The sequence below is a fragment of the Ornithinimicrobium ciconiae genome, assembly GCF_007197575.1.
In the GTDB taxonomy this organism is placed as follows: domain Bacteria; phylum Actinomycetota; class Actinomycetes; order Actinomycetales; family Dermatophilaceae; genus Ornithinicoccus; species Ornithinicoccus ciconiae.
The window spans coordinates 773,484-788,615 of record NZ_CP041616.1 but is presented as its reverse complement, the minus strand read 5'-3'; the positions used below and the strand labels follow the sequence as shown (position 1 = coordinate 788,615).

12 protein-coding genes are annotated in these 15,132 nt (G+C 69.0%); 8 read left to right on the top strand and 4 right to left on the bottom strand.

Annotated features, from left to right (window positions below; all coding sequences use genetic code 11):
- Nucleotides 1-111 precede the first annotated feature (111 nt).
- Nucleotides 112-1,929, bottom strand: coding sequence for an acetolactate synthase large subunit (locus FNH13_RS03590; protein ID WP_143782209.1), 1,818 nt, complete (start codon nt 1,927-1,929; stop codon nt 112-114).
- Between the two features lie 267 nt (nt 1,930-2,196).
- Between FNH13_RS03590 and FNH13_RS03585 the strand changes: the two genes are divergently transcribed.
- Nucleotides 2,197-2,757, top strand: a complete 561-nt coding sequence (locus FNH13_RS03585) for a hypothetical protein (RefSeq protein ID WP_143782208.1) — start codon at nt 2,197-2,199, stop codon at nt 2,755-2,757.
- Nucleotides 2,758-2,927: 170 nt separating this feature from the next.
- On the opposite strand, the gene FNH13_RS03580 is transcribed toward FNH13_RS03585, so the two are convergent.
- Nucleotides 2,928-4,418: a catalase gene (locus FNH13_RS03580; protein ID WP_143782207.1), complete on the bottom strand. Its 1,491-nt coding sequence runs from the start codon at nt 4,416-4,418 to the stop codon at nt 2,928-2,930.
- Complete coding sequence (locus FNH13_RS03575) at nt 4,419-4,886, bottom strand: Fur family transcriptional regulator (protein ID WP_321169212.1); 468 nt, start codon at nt 4,884-4,886, stop codon at nt 4,419-4,421.
- Nucleotides 4,887-5,029: 143 nt separating this feature from the next.
- Here FNH13_RS03575 and FNH13_RS03570 point away from each other — a divergent pair, with 143 nt between their 5' ends.
- The 5 genes from FNH13_RS03570 to FNH13_RS03550 all read left to right on the top strand — a co-directional run bounded on the left by FNH13_RS03570 (nt 5,030) and on the right by FNH13_RS03550 (nt 12,564).
- Nucleotides 5,030-6,352 carry a hypothetical protein gene (locus FNH13_RS03570; RefSeq protein WP_143782206.1) on the top strand — a complete coding sequence of 441 codons (1,323 nt, stop codon included), beginning with the start codon at nt 5,030-5,032 and terminating at the stop codon, nt 6,350-6,352.
- Nucleotides 6,336-7,736, top strand: a complete 1,401-nt coding sequence (gene lpdA, locus FNH13_RS03565; protein ID WP_143782204.1) for a dihydrolipoyl dehydrogenase — start codon at nt 6,336-6,338, stop codon at nt 7,734-7,736. Before FNH13_RS03570 ends, lpdA begins: the two co-directional genes overlap by 17 nt.
- Nucleotides 7,737-7,744: 8 nt before the next feature.
- On the top strand, nt 7,745-8,269 hold the full coding sequence (locus tag FNH13_RS03560; protein ID WP_143782202.1) for a YqeB family protein: 525 nt from the start codon (nt 7,745-7,747) through the stop codon (nt 8,267-8,269).
- Between the two features lie 191 nt (nt 8,270-8,460).
- The gene (locus FNH13_RS03555; protein ID WP_143782200.1) at nt 8,461-10,206 is read left to right on the top strand and encodes an NAD-dependent malic enzyme; all 1,746 of its coding nucleotides are present in this window, start codon (nt 8,461-8,463) and stop codon (nt 10,204-10,206) included.
- A gap of 321 nt (nt 10,207-10,527) precedes the next feature.
- Nucleotides 10,528-12,564, top strand: coding sequence for a beta-propeller domain-containing protein (locus FNH13_RS03550; RefSeq protein ID WP_143782198.1), 2,037 nt, complete (start codon nt 10,528-10,530; stop codon nt 12,562-12,564).
- Nucleotides 12,565-12,616: 52 nt separating this feature from the next.
- On the opposite strand, the gene FNH13_RS03545 is transcribed toward FNH13_RS03550, so the two are convergent.
- Complete coding sequence (locus FNH13_RS03545; protein WP_143782196.1) at nt 12,617-13,672, bottom strand: hypothetical protein; 1,056 nt, start codon at nt 13,670-13,672, stop codon at nt 12,617-12,619.
- A gap of 44 nt (nt 13,673-13,716) precedes the next feature.
- On the opposite strand from FNH13_RS03545, the gene FNH13_RS03540 reads away from it, so the two are divergent.
- Both FNH13_RS03540 and FNH13_RS03535 read left to right on the top strand, forming a co-directional pair.
- Nucleotides 13,717-14,772: a Glu/Leu/Phe/Val dehydrogenase dimerization domain-containing protein gene (locus tag FNH13_RS03540; RefSeq protein WP_143782194.1), complete on the top strand. Its 1,056-nt coding sequence runs from the start codon at nt 13,717-13,719 to the stop codon at nt 14,770-14,772.
- Nucleotides 14,772-15,125, top strand: coding sequence for a nuclear transport factor 2 family protein (locus FNH13_RS03535; protein WP_143782193.1), 354 nt, complete (start codon nt 14,772-14,774; stop codon nt 15,123-15,125). The genes FNH13_RS03540 and FNH13_RS03535 overlap by 1 nt, the downstream gene beginning before the upstream one ends.
- Nucleotides 15,126-15,132: the final 7 nt, after the last annotated feature.

The window sequence follows — 15,132 nt, the reverse complement described above, 5'->3', positions numbered from 1 at the left end:
ATCTGTGGTGGTCCGCGCGACGCGGACCGTTCGGTGGTCGCTAGCTGAGATGCCCGGCCCCCACCCGGACTCGGATAATCAGGAGGCTGCGCCAGGGGTGGCGGTCGGTCATCAGTCGTCCTCCTCGAACTGGGGCGCGAGGTCACGGGCGTACTTGATGTCGTCATTGCTGGTGCCGGAGGCGACCATCGGCCACACCATCGCGTCCTGGTGGACTCGGAAGTCCACGACCACCGGGACGTCGTCGATGGCCATGGCCGTCTCGATCGTGCGGTCGATGTCGGCCGGGTCCTCGCAGCGCAGCGCCTCACAGCCATAGCTGCGAGCCAGCATCACGAAGTCGGGCACGTGGATCGGGGTGCGGGCCTCCGGCCGCGAGGGGGTGCCCCGCAAGCCGGTGTTGCTGTAGCGCTCGTTGTAGAACAGCGTCTGCCACTGCCGGACCATGCCCAGGGTGCCGTTGTTGATGATCGCCACCTTGATCGGGATGCCCTCGACAGCGCAGGTGGCCAGCTCCTGGTTGGTCATCTGGAAGCAACCGTCGCCGTCGATGGACCAGACGGTGGCGTCCGGCCGTCCGACCTTGGCTCCCATCGCCGCCGGCACGGAGTAGCCCATCGTGCCCAGCCCACCGGAGTTGATCCACGTGTTGGGCCGCTCGAAACCGAGATAGTGGGCCGCCCACATCTGGTGCTGCCCGACGCCCGAGGTGAAGATCGCGTCCGGTCCGGCGATCTCCCCGAGGCGCTGGATCACCTGCTGGGGTGCCATCTCACCGGGCGGGGGTGCGTCATACGACAGCGGGTAGCGCTCGCGGGTGCGCTCGCAGAAGGTGACCCACTCGGTGTAGTCCGGGACGTTGCCGGCCTCGACCTGGCTGCGGAACTCGGCGGTCAGCGCGGCGATGGTCGCCCGGCAGTCGCCCAGCAGACCGACCTCGACCGGACGGACCTTGCCGATCTCGGCGGGGTCGATGTCGGCGTGGATGACCCGGGCGTGCGGTGCGAAGGAGTCCCGCACACCGGTGACCCGGTCATCAAAGCGCGCGCCCAGGGCGATGATCAGGTCCGACTTCTGCAGCGCACCGACGGCGGCGACGGTGCCGTGCATCCCCGGCATCCCCAGGTTCTGGGGGTGGCTGTCGGGGAACACGCCCCGGGCCATCAGGGTGGTGACCAGCGGCATGCCGGTCAGCTCGGCCAGCGCGCGCAGCTCGCGGTGCGCTCCGGACCGGATCGTCCCTCCCCCGACATAGAGCACCGGGCGACGGGCGGTCACCATCAGCGCAACCGCGTCCCGCACGGCCTCGGCGGCGGGCTCGGTCACCGGGTGATAGCCCGGTAGCCGAAGGTCACCCGAGGTCAGGCGCTGGGTGGTCGCCGTCAGGGCGTCCTTGCTGACGTCGACCAGCACCGGGCCGGGTCGGCCGCTGGCCGCCAGCCGGAAGGCACTGGCGACGGTCGGACCGATCTTGGCCGGGTCGGTGACCAGGAAGCTGTGCTTGGTCACCGGCATCGTGATCGAGCGGATGTCGGCCTCCTGGAAGGCGTCCGACCCCAGCGCGGTGCTGGGCACGTTGCCGGTGATGGCCACCATCGGCACCGAGTCCATGTTGGCGTCGGCCAGCGGGGTCACCAGGTTGGTCGCGCCGGGCCCGCTGGTGGCCAGGCAGACCCCGACCCTGCCGGTCGCCGCCGCGTAGCCCTGGGCGGCATGTCCGGCGCCCTGCTCGTGGCGGACCAGGATGTGGCGGAGCTCGGGGCGGGTGTACAGCGCGTCGTAGAGCGGCAGGACCGCACCACCGGGGAGGCCAAAAATGTGCTCGGCCCCTACGCGAAGGAGCGCGTCCACGAGTGCCTCGGCACCGGTCGTCGTGCTCGGCAGCGCGGCCAATTCGGCAGGCGCTGGATGCGTGGGCTGAGCAGTCATCGTTCTCTCTCTGGCTGGTTCCGGGTACAAAAAAACCTCCGACCCAGATGGGCAACGGAGGTAGGACGCGTCTCGGTAGTGGTTACCGCGTGACGCGTCCTGAGATAATAAGTACGAGGCCGTAGTGCATGACATAACCATGCACCCGGACGCATAGCTTTAGCAAGGGCGATTCGTTGTGACCCCCATCACAGCGCTCCTGGGGGCGTCCGAGATGGGGCGACTCGGCGGCATACTGACGCCAGCGGCAGCGAGGGAGGACTGATCGTGATTGCGGATGTGACCGGCGACCAGCGGGTCCAGCGACGGGGACGGATCGTCATCGTGACCATCATCGCCCTCTTCCTGCTCGCGTGCGCGGTGCTCGGCGTCTTTCTGTGGCAGCGCCACCAGGAGGAGCAGCGGCTCGGCGAGCTGACCGCCCCGGGCCTGCTCTCCGTGGGAGTCCCGCCCCTGGACCAGGAGATCGACGAGCTGGCACCGCTGGAGAACAACCGCGGGCTGGTCGCGACCTACCGCGACGCCGAAGCCGAGCCCATCACCCAGTTCCGGTTGCTCAACATCCGCGTCGGCCCGGGCCTGGACCTGTGTGCCGCGTTGGGCGAGGTGGAGCCGGAGCTGGCCGACAACTGCGAGTCCACCGCTCACGACCTGTCCGCGCACGCCGACGGCCCGAGCACGATCCTGCTCGCTGAGGGGCAGTTGCGGGCCGCCACCCTCGTCGTCCTCGTCGCCCACCCCGCGAACTATGACGCCGAGACCCTCCGGTCCTACGTCGAGCAGGCCGAGTGGATGAGCGTCCGAGACCTGGCCGACCAGGTCGGCTGAGCCCGCTCGCCGGGCAGGGAACGCCCCTCCCGACGTCGCACCGAGCTCACCCTCGGGGGGCGCGCACGGATGACGAAGGGCCTGCGGCAGGGACGGCATACTGCCGCTGCCGCAGGCCCTCCTCGGGACTGCTCGGTCCAGGGTCAGGCGACCGTGGACCTAGCCTCGTCTCAGGCGGTCTGCTCGACCGGGTCCAGGCCAGGAACCTGCTCCTCCAGACCGGCGCGGTAGGCGGCCTCGATGGCAGCGCCGACCTCGGCGTCGATCTTGGTCCAGTACTCGAAGACGCGGCTCAGCACCGGCTCCTCAACGTCGGTGAGCGAGCCCACGACGGTCTCGACCAGGCCCTGGCGCTCTTCCTCGGTGTAGACCTCGCGGACCAGGGTGTGCGCCTGTCCGAAGTCATCGTCCTCGGCGTGCAGCGTGTAGGCCGCGCGCACCAGCGTGCCGTCGGACTCCCACCCGTTGTCGACCGGGCCCTGGGTGTCCGCGTAGGAACGACCGTAGGAGTTCGGGGCGTAGACCGGCGCGTTGCCACTGTGGTGGAACTGCATCGCGCCCTCCTTGTCGTAGGAGTTGGTCGGGATGGCCGGCATGTTGACCGGCAGCTGGTTGAAGTTGGTGCCGAGGCGGTTGCGCTGGGCGTCGGGGTAGGAGAAGACGCGCGCCAGCAGCATCTTGTCCGGGGAGACGCCGGTGCCCGGCACCGTGTTGGAGGGGCTGAACGCAGCCTGCTCGATCTGGGCGAAGTGGTTGACCGGGTTCTCGTTGAGGGTGAACCGGCCGACCGGGATTCGCGGGTAGTCCTTCTTGGACCAGGTCTTGGTCAGGTCGAAGGGGTTGAAGCGATAGTTCTTGGCCTCCTCGTAGGGCATGATCTGCACCTCGACGCGCCAGCTCGGGAACTCCTCGCGCTCGATGGCGTCGAACAGGTCACGGCGGTGGAAGTCTCCGTCGGTGCCGGCCAGCTCGGCGGCCTCCTCGTTGGACATGTTGTGCACGCCCTGGTCGGACAGGAAGTGCCACACCACCCAGAACTTCTCGCCGGCCTCGTTGACCCACATGTAGGTGTGCGAGGAGTAACCGTTCATCTCACGCCAGCTGCGGGGCAGACCGCGCGGTCCCATCAGGTAGGAAACCTGGTGGGCCGACTCCGGGGAGAGGGTCCAGAAGTCCCACTGCATGTTGCCGCTGCGCAGGCCTGAGTCGGGGGTGCGCTTCTGGGAGTGGATGAAGTCCGGGAACTTCATGGGGTCGCGGACGAAGAAGATGGGCGTGTTGTTGCCCACCATGTCGAAGTTGCCCTCGTCGGTGTAGAACTTCAGCGCGAAGCCGCGCACGTCGCGCCAGGTGTCGGGCGAGCCGAGCTCACCGGCGACGGTGGAGAAACGGGCCATCAGGCGGGTCTTGGCGCCCGGCTGCAGGAAGGCGGCCTTGGTGTAGGCGCTGACGTCCTCGGTGACCTCGAACTCGCCGAAGGCCCCCGACCCCTTGGCGTGCGGGCTGCGCTCCGGGATGCGCTCCCGGTCGAACCGGGCGAGCTTCTCGACCAGCGCGACGTCGTGCAGCATCAGCGGGCCGTTGGCCCCCAAGCTCAGTGAGTGGGCATCGGACTCGCGCGGGGCGCCATTCTCGTGGGTGCCAGCTGAAAACTCAGACATTCATCCTCCGTGGGTGTGGGTGTGATTCGCGCTGCGGTCGACAGCGCGGCAGTTCGGGCAGAGTCCGGAGTAGAGGACGTCTGCGACCTCGACCTCGAACCCGTGATCATCGCTGGGCAACAGACACGGCGCAGACCCGACGGCGCACGGCACATCGGTGAGCGCGCCGCAGCCGCGGCACAGCAGGTGGTGGTGGTTGTCGTGGGTGTCCACCTCGTAGCGAGAGGCGTTGCCGACCAGCATCCGGCGCACGAGGCCGGCGTCGGTCAACGCGTGGAGCACGTCATAGACGGCCTGCCGGGAGACGGCCTTGCCCCCCAGGCCCTGGAGGGCGTCCAGGACGGTGTCGGCCGTGCTGTGTGGCCGGTTTGTCAGGGCCTCCAGAACGGCGACGCGGGGCCGCGTGACGCGGAGTCCTGCCCGCCGCAGGCTCTCCTCAGGAGTGTGTATGCCGTGACTCGCCAGCACCTTCACCCTCCGTTCTCGCCCGTGGCCTGCTTGTTTTCTGGATTAGATCCATTATAGATCTTTTCTGGACTTAATCAAGTTCGTCACGTGCGTGAGCTCTGTCAGTGGTGACACCTACGCTGCACGACGAAGGGGGTCAAGGGATGGGCACTGCCGGAGCGGACCGACGAAGGACCAGGTTTCTGCGTGCGTCGTGTGCCGCTGCCCTCGCCGCCTACAGCACGTGGCACGCGGCCGCCGCGCCAGCGCACTCCCCACAACGGTCTCGGATAGACCTCACGGATGACTTTCTCCTCGACGACGCGACTCACCTCGAGCAGCTGCGGATCCGACGCAATGCCCTGGTGTTCAGCTTCCTGAGCGCCGCGGGGGCGTTCTGCGTGCACTTCCTCTTCTCTGCGCTCGGCGGCCTCGTCCAGGCACTCCAGGACCCAGCCGGTGGTGCCCCTGGCTCGTCCGTCACCCAGTTCTGGCACTACCTGTCAGCCCTACCCCGGAGCACTACGGCCGACCTGCTGGTCCCCGCCGTCATCACTCTTGTTGCCGTCTGCCTGACCCTCTTTGTGGCAGTCAGCATCAGCTCCGAGGGTGGCCAGAACACGCCGGCAGCCATCGCGAGGGGCGTCCTGCTGGACTCGGTGACCCTCCTGACCATGATCACCGGAGCAGTTCTGTGTTGGGGAGCCATCGCCTATCTCGATCTCACGTCGATGGCCGCCTGGCCCGGAGCGGCGCTGCTCGGGGGCCTCGGGGTGCTGCTCAGTTGGCTCGCGGCCCTCAGCAGGCCTCACTCCGCGCTGCACGCCCACCTGCTCGCTCAGGTCACCCGCGGCAGGCACAACCTTGGGACGGCGCTCGGCCAGCTCGACATCGCCTCAGCCCGCAGGGCCTCGGACGGGCCACTGGGCCGCTGGCGTGCCCCCGTGGGTTGGGCCGTGTCCATCGCCACCCCGCTGGCGATCCTCCTGCAGGTGCGCTTCTCCACCTGGACGCTCACGACGTTCTACGCCGGTGCTCTGCTGCTGCTCGTGCTCGGCCTCGTCCGGTGGGCCATGTCGCAGCGGGTCGCAGCTCTTCGGCGGGACAGCACGTCGGCGTCGACCAGCATCGTGAGCGCAGGTCATGGGCTGGTGGCGGTCCTGCACCTCATCGGGGTCGCCGCAGTGGTCTACCCGGTCCTCGTCGTCCTCCGTGGCGCACCCGTCGTCGCCCTCATGACGGCAGTAGCCCTCCTCGCCGGACCGTGGGTGGCGTGGGCTGTCGGCCACCGGCTAGGTCACTTCACCGGACTGCTCAGGGCACACCTGCGACGGGAGATCCGGCGCTCTCTGGCGGCCCAGGCACTCCAGCAGGAGCGGCTGCGTGTCGAGTGCAGCCAAACACCCTCGTCGAATTCTGCCGCACGGGGTGCGGCTGCCCTCGGAGTCGACAAACGGCATACTGTCCCCCATGGCCGATCACTATGACGTTGTTGTTCTCGGTGCTGGTCCCGGAGGGTATGTCGCGGCGATCCGCGCGTCCCAGCTCGGGAAGAAGGTCGCCGTCGTGGAGAAGCAGTACTGGGGTGGCGTCTGCCTCAATGTCGGCTGCATCCCCTCCAAGGCGCTGATCAAGAACGCTGAGTTGGCGCACACGCTGACGCACGACAAGGCGAAGTTCGGCATCGAGGGCGACGCCACGATGTCCTACGGCCCAACGCACAAGCGCAGCCGCCAGGTGTCCGCGGGCATCGTCAAGGGCGTGCACTTCCTCATGAAGAAGAACAAGATCACCGAGGTCGACGGGTGGGGCACGCTGACCTCCAAGACCTCGATGAGCGTCGAGCTGAGCGACGGCGGCAGCCAGGAACTCACCTTTGACAACCTGATCCTGGCCACCGGGGCCACCACCCGGATGATCCCTGGCGTGCAGGTCAGCGACAACGTGGTGACCTACGAGGAGCAGATCCTCGACGAGAACCTCCCCGGCTCGATCGTCATCGCCGGCTCCGGCGCGATCGGCGTCGAGTTCGCCTACGTCCTGACCAACTTCGGTGTCGACGTCACGATCGTGGAGTTCCTGGATCGGATGGTCCCCACCGAGGACATCGAGGTGTCCAAGGAACTGCTCAAGCACTACAAGAAGCTCGGCGTCAAGGTCATGCTCAAGACCAAGGTCGAGTCCGTCGAGGACACCGGCAGCGGCGTCAAGGTGACGGTGAGCCCGGCCGACGGTGGCGACTCCGAGGTGATCGAGGCCGACCGGCTGCTGTCCGCGATCGGCTTCGCGCCCCGCATCGAGGGCTACGGCCTGGAGACGATCGGGGTCGAGACGACCGAGCGCGGCGCGATCGCCGTCGACGGCCGCGGTCGCACCAACATCGACAACGTCTATGCGATCGGTGATGTCACCGCCAAGCTGATGCTGGCCCACACCGCCTCGTTCATGGGGATCGTCGCCGCCGAGACCATCGCCGGGGCCGAGACCCAGGAGATCGACTTCGACTTCATCCCGCGCGCGACCTACTGCCACCCGCAGATCGCCTCCATGGGCTACAGCGAGGAGCAGGCCAAGGAGAAGGGCTACGACGTCAAGACGTCCAAGTTCCCGTTCTCGGCCAACGGCAAGGCGCAGGGCCTCGGCGACGCGGTCGGCTTCGTCAAGATCGTCGCGGACGCAGAGCACAACGAGATCATCGGCGCGCACCTCATCGGGCCGGACGTCACGGAGCTGCTGCCGGTCCTCAATGCCGCACAGACCTGGGACCTCACCGCCGACGAGCTCTCCCGCGTCGTCTTTGCGCACCCGACCCTCGGCGAGGCGGTCATGGAGGCGCTGCACGGCATCGCCGGCCACATGGTCCACCTCTGATCGGCCGTATGCCGTCCGCTCCCCAGCCGGGCCCCTCACCGGGTGACCCGCCTGACCAACAGGCCACCCGCCTCGGGTTCGACACCAGCGCCAAGGCCCTGGTCGCGGGCGTCTGCGCCGCCGTCGGGCTGCTGCTCGGGGTGGCGATCCGGCCGGTCGCCGACTTTGCGACCGGACTGGAGTGGGTGCCCTTCCAGGGGCCGCTGCGGCTCATCGCCTCGGCCGACCACTCGTGGGTCGCCTGGGCGCTCCCGGTTCTGGGACTGCTGGCGGGTGCGGTCTTTGCTGCCGTGATCATCCATCAGTCACCCGTGCTGCACGTGGGGCGGGACCAGGTCAATGTGGAGCAGAAGGGTCAGGTGCGCACCATCAGACGTGCGCAGGTCGCCACCGTCTATCGCGACGGCGGCAACCTGGTGCTCGAGACCGAGCAGGGCCGCACCCTCTTCCGCGGCGAGGTCGAGGGCGGCAAGGACGCTGTCCGGACGGCCTTCGTCACGCACGGCTATCCCTGGGACGCCGAACCACACTGACCGGGGTGGGATCCCGTCGCCCAACGCGGTGGGCAGCGTGACCACACAGGTGAGCGCGCAGCTCGCCGGCAACCGGCACTGTGCGGGGGTCGCCGTCCAGGACCCGCGCGGGGGTCGCCGTTTACGACCTGCGCGGTTGGCTCGACCTGCCCCGGTGATCTGCACACCGCGGGGTGGACTAGATTTCCGCTATGGCGCGCCAGTTTCAGTTCCGCACCGAGAACGGTGTCGAGACCGTCCAGATCGCTGTCCGCGGACGGCAGGTTCTCGCGCGCCCGATGCTCAACTTCGGTCCGGCCTACACCCTGGAGCAGCGGCGCGCGCTCGGCCTGCAGGGGCTGCTGCCACCCGCCGTGAACTCGATGAACGAGCAGCTCAAGCGGGTCTACCGGCAGTTCGACAGACAGCCCGACGACCTGAGCAAGTACGTCTATCTCAACCAGCTGCAGGACCTCAACGAGATCCTCTACTACCGGCTCGTCGCCGAGCACCTGGACGAGATGCTGCCCATCATCTACACGCCGACCGTGGGTGAGGCGATCGAACGGTTCAGCTCAACCTTCGACCGGGCCCGCGGCATCTATCTGGCGATCGACAACCCTCAGGACATCGACGAGGCCCTGGCCTCGCACGGCGCAGGCCCGGACGACATCGACCTGCTCGTGGTGACCGACTCGGAAGGCATCCTCGGCATCGGCGACCAGGGCGTCGGCGGCATCCGGATCGCGGTCGGCAAGCTCGCCGTCTACACCACTGCCGCCGGGATCCACCCGCTGCGCGCGGTGCCGATCGTGCTCGACGTGGGCACCGACAACCTCGCCCTGCTCAACGACCCGGCCTACCTCGGCGCCCGGCACGCCCGGGTCCGCGGGGAGCGCTATGACGAGTTCATCGCGACCTTCGTCGCCGCCGTCAAGCGACACTTCCCCAAGGCTCTGCTGCACTGGGAGGACTTCGGCGCCAACAACGCCCACCGCATCCTGGACACCTATCGCGAGGAGCACGTCTCCTTCAACGACGACATCCAGGGCACCGCCGCCGTCGTGGCCGCCGCGGCGATCGCGGCCGTGCGCGCCAAGGGTGAGCGGATGAGCGACCAGCGCGTCGTCATCCACGGTGCGGGCACGGCCGGCATCGGCATCGCCGACCTGATGCGCGATGTGATGGTCCAGGAGGGGATGACGGAGGAGGAGGCAGCGCGTCTCTTCTGGGGCCTGGGCAGCCGCGGACTCTTGCACACGTCCGGTCCGATGCGGCCCTTCCAGGAGCGTTATGCCCGCCCGTCCGATGAGCTCTCCTCGTGGACCGTCGCCGAGTCCGGTCGTTACGCCCTGGCCGACGTCGTGCGCAATGTGCAACCGACCATCCTGATCGGCACCTCCGCGCAGTCCGGGTCCTTCACCGAGGCGATCGTGCGTGACATGGCCGCAGGATGTGAACGGCCGATCATCATGCCGCTGTCCAACCCGACCGCCAAGGCCGAGGCCGTGCCCGCTGACCTGCTGGCCTGGACCGACGGCCAGGCCCTCATCGCCACCGGCTCACCGTTCGGGCCTGTCGAGTATGCCGGCACGACCTTTGACATCGCCCAGGCCAACAACGCGCTGGTCTTCCCCGGCATCGGGCTGGGTGTCGTGGCCTGCCGGGCAACGAAGGTGAGCGACCGCATGATCGCCGCCGCGTCGCGGGCCGTGGCCGAGATGACGTCGGCCAAACGGCTGGGCGCCTCGGTCCTGCCGACGATGCGGCAGCTGCGCGCGGTGTCCGCTGCCGTGGCAGTCCGCGTGGTGGAAGCCGCAGAGGCGGAAGGCTTGGCCACGGTCACCCTGGACAACCCGATCCAGGACATCCAGGACCTCATGTGGCAGCCGGTCTATCCCACGGTCGAGGTCGTCACCGAGATCGCCGAGCCCTCGGCCCGCCCCACCGATCCGTAGACCTACACACCGCCCCACCGACCCGTAGACCTACCCCCGCCCCACCGACCCGTAGGCCTACCCCCGCCCCCACGGCGCGCCAGCACCCCCTGACCGTCCCCGCCGCAGGCGTCTTAGAGCCGGAAAAGTGTCTTCGAGCCTGTTGTAACCGGCTCGAAGATGCAGTTCCGGCTCTAAGACGTCGCGGCAGCGGGAAGGATCGGGTGCCACGGCCTGGGACTTGCGTGGAACCGAACCTGGGACTTGCGTGGAACCGAAGTCGGGTGGGCCTGCGTCTCACTGCAGACACTGCCGTCAGCCCGACTCGCACCGGAGGCCACGATGCCTCGTTCGCCACTGCCCAGCCCCGCTCTTGCTGCGCTCGTCAGCCTCTCGCTGCTGACCGGCCTCACCGCGTGCGCGCAGCCACCCGGCACCCGCGCTCCGGCAGACTCACCGCCACGACCCTCGAGCACGGCGGCGCCGTGGGACAGCACCACAGCATCCGCCGCGATCACAGCCCTGCCCGCCTCGCTGATCCAGCCCTTCGACGACTGCGCCGGGCTGCTCACCTACTACCAGGCCAACGCTCTGGAGCAGGTCGGCCCCTATGGCATCGGCAGCGGCGGCTATGACGGCGACCGCTGGCTCGCCGCCGGTGGCGACGCGGGGGTGGAGGACAGCGCGGCCGCGGGCTCCAGCGCGAGCTCGGCCCCAGAGCACTCCACCACCAACGTGCAGGAGGAGGGCGTCGACGAGGCCGACCTGGTCAAGACCGACGGCCGCATCATCGTCACCACGATCACGGGCACGGTCCAGATCATCGACGTCGCCACGGAAGAGGTCCTCAGCACCGTCCAGCTCCCGGCACGGGCAGACAGCATCCAGGCCGGTGAACTGCTGCTGCAGGACAGCACCCTGGTGGTGCTCTCGCACGAGTGGCCCCACTGGGCGTCGACGAGCGACACCCAGCACCTGGCCTTCCCGATGTCCCGCACCGTGGTCACCACGGTCGACCTCAGCGACCCGGCTGAGCCGCGCACCATCGGGTCGGTGCGGCTGGAGGGCGCCTATCAGTCGGCACGGATGATCGACGGCACGGTCCGGATGGTGCTGGTGAGCGACCCGCCCTCGGTGCAGCAGACCAGCCCGCAGGATGGCCGGCTCAGCTCGGAGCAGGAGGCTGAGGAGACCAACCGTGACCTGATCCGCGCGACCGAGATCGACGACTGGATCCCGCACGTCTCGACGCTCGACGCCGACGGGAGCGTGCTCTCGATCGAGCCACTCCTGGACTGCGAGGACATCTCCCGACCGCGAGACCCCGCCGGACTGACCACGATGACCGTCCTGAGCTTCGACATCGACTCCGGCACACCGGTGCCCACCTCCGGGGCCGGCCTGGTCGCCACCGGCAGCACCGTCTATGCCAGCACTGACCGGCTGATCGTTGCCACCAACCGGTGGGACCCGTGGCGGTGGACTGACGGCGACATCTCCGAGTGGGGCGACGGGAGCACCGCTCAGACGGACCTGCACTCCTTCGACATCAGCGACCCCAACGGCACGACCTACCAGGCGTCCGGCACGGTCGACGGCTATCTCCTCAGCCAGTGGGCTCTCGACGAGGAGGACGGCGTGATCCGGGTGGCCACCACGACCGACCCGCGGGCGGCCTCGGAGGAGTCGCAGTCCTCGCTGATCATGATGCGCGAGGACGGCGACACCCTCACCGAAACCGGTCGCGTCGACGGGCTCGGGCTGACCGAGCAGGTCCGGGCGGTGCGCTACCTGTCCGCCGACCTGGCGGCCGTCGTGACCTTCCGCCAGACCGACCCGCTCTATCTGATCGACACCAGTGATCCCACCGCGCCCCACGTCACAGGTGAGCTGAAGATTCCTGGCTACTCGGCATACCTGCACCCCCTCGACGAGGACACGCTGCTCGGAGTGGGCCAGGATGCTGACCCCGAGAGCGGGCAGTCCGAGGGCATGCAGGTCTCCGTCTTCGACATCAGCGATCTGAGTGCACCGACGCAGACCGCGGTGATGACCTGGGACGGTGGCTACACCCCCGTCGAGTGGGACCACCGGGCGTTCACCTCCTGGCCGGCCACGGGTCAGGTCTTCCTGCCGATGGCCCGGTGGGGAGAGTCCAAGGACGAGTCGTTCGGTGGCGTGGTCGTGCTCGGTGTCAACGACGGCGACCTGACCGAGGACGGCAAGATCAGCGTCGGCCCTGACCAGAGTGAGTACTGGGGTGAGGGACCTAGCCGCACGATGGTGATTGGCGATGAGCTCTGGACGCTGGACTATCAGGGACTCGCGCGCTTTGACCTGGACACCCTGACGGGCGGGTGGGTCGTCGACCTCATCTGACATTCCGTATGCCGACACGTGCCTCAGCACAGCCGCCCCTGCGCGCCGCGACTCAGAGACCGGTCGGCTCCTCCAGCGGGTCGACGTCGCTGCAGACCCCGAGCGGGACCAGGTCGGCGAGGGCGAGGTTGGCTGCGGCGCCCGGGTTCGTGACGGCATACTCCAGCTCCCCGACGGTGCCGTCGGCCCCCGTGACCGATCCGCTGCCGAACCCGTCGGAGAAGCCGATGGACTCGGTCGTCGGCCAGTCCTGCGCGAGGGCCAGCCGTGCCGCGAGGTCCTCCTCGATCGCCACCGTTTCCGTGCCGCCTGGATAGCCCAGCCGGACGGTCGCGGACATCCCGGTGAATGCGATCGCCACCGCCTCCACGTCCAGGAGGCCCTCGACATCGTGCGCGCTCAGCACCCGCTCCTGGTCCTCGATCGTCGCGTCCACGCCCAGCGCGGCAGCGAAGGGCGCGCACCCGTTGCGCACGATCAGGCTCTCGGCGGGCACGTCCCCCACCTCGGTGAGGGCGGTGGCGCTGCCGCTTGCCCACACCCCCTCGGTGCCCGCGCCCTCCAGGACCGTGGAGGTCGCCCGGTCGAGGCTCGCCCCGCCCAGCCCCGGCGCACCGTCCTCGATGGCCGCCTGCACCAGGTCGAGGTCCAGGTCGGGACGCAGCGCGAGCAGGAATCCACCACCGTCCGGACCACTCCATCGCGCTTCGGCATCGACGTCGTCCTGGGTGAAGTCATAGGTCAGGTCATAGCGGCTGTTCTCCTCGCGCAGCAGCCCGTCGGTGAGCAGCACGCTGGAGGTCTCCGCCGACCGCCAGAACTCCAGCCGGTCGGTCATGATGTCCGCCGAGGTCAGGTCCGGCACCCCGAGCCGCGCCCGGATCGCATCAAAATCGGTGACCGTCAGGTGGGTCGCTTCTGCCGGAGTGGCCAGCAGCGCGAGTCCGTATGCCGACAGGCCGGTCTCAGAGCCGTCCGCCGGAGCGGTGGTCACCACTGCGCTGTCGGACACCGCCTCCGACCCAGCGGTGTCCGGGTCGTCGGCGCCAGCACACCCGGCAGCGAGCACCAGGACGACTGCAGCCAGGGCGGCGGTGGTGCGTGACATGACCCTGATCCTCGCACCGACCGGCGCTGTGGTGAACTGACCTCATGGGCACCAACACGGGGAGCAACGTGGCTCCTGACTTCTTCAGTTCCGAGCAGGTCATCACCTGCCACGACGACGCGACGGGTCTGCGGGCCGTCATCGCCATCGACGACACGACCCTGGGACCGGGCTTCGGCGGCACCCGCTGGCGGCCGTACGACTCCCCCGAGGCCGCCGTCATCGAGGCGCAGCGGCTCGCCGCGGCGATGACCCTCAAGCACGCGTGCGCCGACCTTCCCTACGGAGGTGCGAAGTCCGTCATACTCCAGGACTCGGACGCACCCCTGACGGGCGAGGAGCGCCGCGCCGCCCTGGAGGCCTTCGGTGAGTTCGTGGCCCGCACCAACGGCACCTACATCCCGGGCGTGGACATGGGGACCACGCCGGAGGATATGCGGGTGATCGAGACCCGCGGCGGGCGCGCGTTCTGCGACGAGGTGGACCCCGGCCCCTACACCGCCCGGGGTGTCTACGCGGCGATGCGCGCCGCGGTGCGGCACACCCTCGACCGCGACATGGAGGGGGTGCGGGTCGTCGTCCAGGGCACCGGACATGTCGGCGCCAGCCTGGCCCGGTATGCCGCGGCCGACGGCGCTCTCCTGTCCGTCGCTGACATCGACGGCACCCGTGCGCAGGCCCTGGCCGACGAGCTCGGGGCCAGCATCATCGACCCGCACGAGGCGCCCTATGCCGAGACGGACGTCTTCGCACCCTGCGCGGTGGCGCGGGTGCTGACCACCGACAACGCCAGCCGCATCCGCGCCCGCGTGGTGGCCGGCGCGGCCAACGACACCCTGGACTCCGCCGAGGCCGGCGAGGCGCTGCGCTCGGCGGGGGTCACGGTCGTGCCCGACTTCGTGGCCAACGCCGGCGGTGTCATCCAGGTCCACTCCGGAGTCGTCGGCTGGGACGAGGACACCCTGGTCAGTGCCCTGGAGCGGATCGGCGAGCGAGTCACGGACATCCTGGCCGAGGCCGACGGCCGCGGGGTGACGCCCGAGCAGGCGGCCCGCGACCGGGCGGCCCAGCGGCTCGCCGGGGCTGCGGAATCGCGCTGATGGACCTGGTCGAGGCCACCCAGCGCTACTACCGCGCGGTGGACGCCGGGGACACCCAGGGCGTCGTGGACTGGTTTGCCCCCGACGCGGTCTATCACCGCCCGGGCTATGAGCCGATGCGCGGGCGCGCGGAGCTGCAGGCGTTCTACAGCGGCACGCGGGTGATCGCCTCAGGCAGTCACCGGGTCGACCAGCTGATCGTGGACGGCCCCTCGGTGGCGGTCCGCGGCGTGTTCACCGGAGTGCTCAGGGACGGCACCCAGGTGACGGTCGGCTTCTGCGACTTCGTGGACTACGACGAGGCGGGGCTGGCGGCCGAGCGCCGCACCTACTTCGACACCCCGGCCGTCTGACCCTCCC

Bases quoted from the DNA above. Each gene is read 5' to 3' on its own strand.
- FNH13_RS03590 (WP_143782209.1), bottom strand. From the start codon at position 1,929: ATGACTGCTCAGCCCACGCATCCAGCGCCTGCCGAATTGGCCGCGCTG.
- FNH13_RS03580 (WP_143782207.1), bottom strand. From the start codon at position 4,418: ATGTCTGAGTTTTCAGCTGGCACCCACGAGAATGGCGCCCCGCGCGAG.
- FNH13_RS03570 (WP_143782206.1), top strand. From the start codon at position 5,030: ATGGGCACTGCCGGAGCGGACCGACGAAGGACCAGGTTTCTGCGTGCG.
- lpdA (WP_143782204.1), top strand. From the start codon at position 6,336: ATGGCCGATCACTATGACGTTGTTGTTCTCGGTGCTGGTCCCGGAGGG.
- FNH13_RS03560 (WP_143782202.1), top strand. From the start codon at position 7,745: ATGCCGTCCGCTCCCCAGCCGGGCCCCTCACCGGGTGACCCGCCTGAC.
- FNH13_RS03555 (WP_143782200.1), top strand. From the start codon at position 8,461: ATGGCGCGCCAGTTTCAGTTCCGCACCGAGAACGGTGTCGAGACCGTC.
- FNH13_RS03550 (WP_143782198.1), top strand. From the start codon at position 10,528: ATGCCTCGTTCGCCACTGCCCAGCCCCGCTCTTGCTGCGCTCGTCAGC.
- FNH13_RS03545 (WP_143782196.1), bottom strand. From the start codon at position 13,672: ATGTCACGCACCACCGCCGCCCTGGCTGCAGTCGTCCTGGTGCTCGCT.
- FNH13_RS03540 (WP_143782194.1), top strand. From the start codon at position 13,717: ATGGGCACCAACACGGGGAGCAACGTGGCTCCTGACTTCTTCAGTTCC.
- FNH13_RS03535 (WP_143782193.1), top strand. From the start codon at position 14,772: ATGGACCTGGTCGAGGCCACCCAGCGCTACTACCGCGCGGTGGACGCC.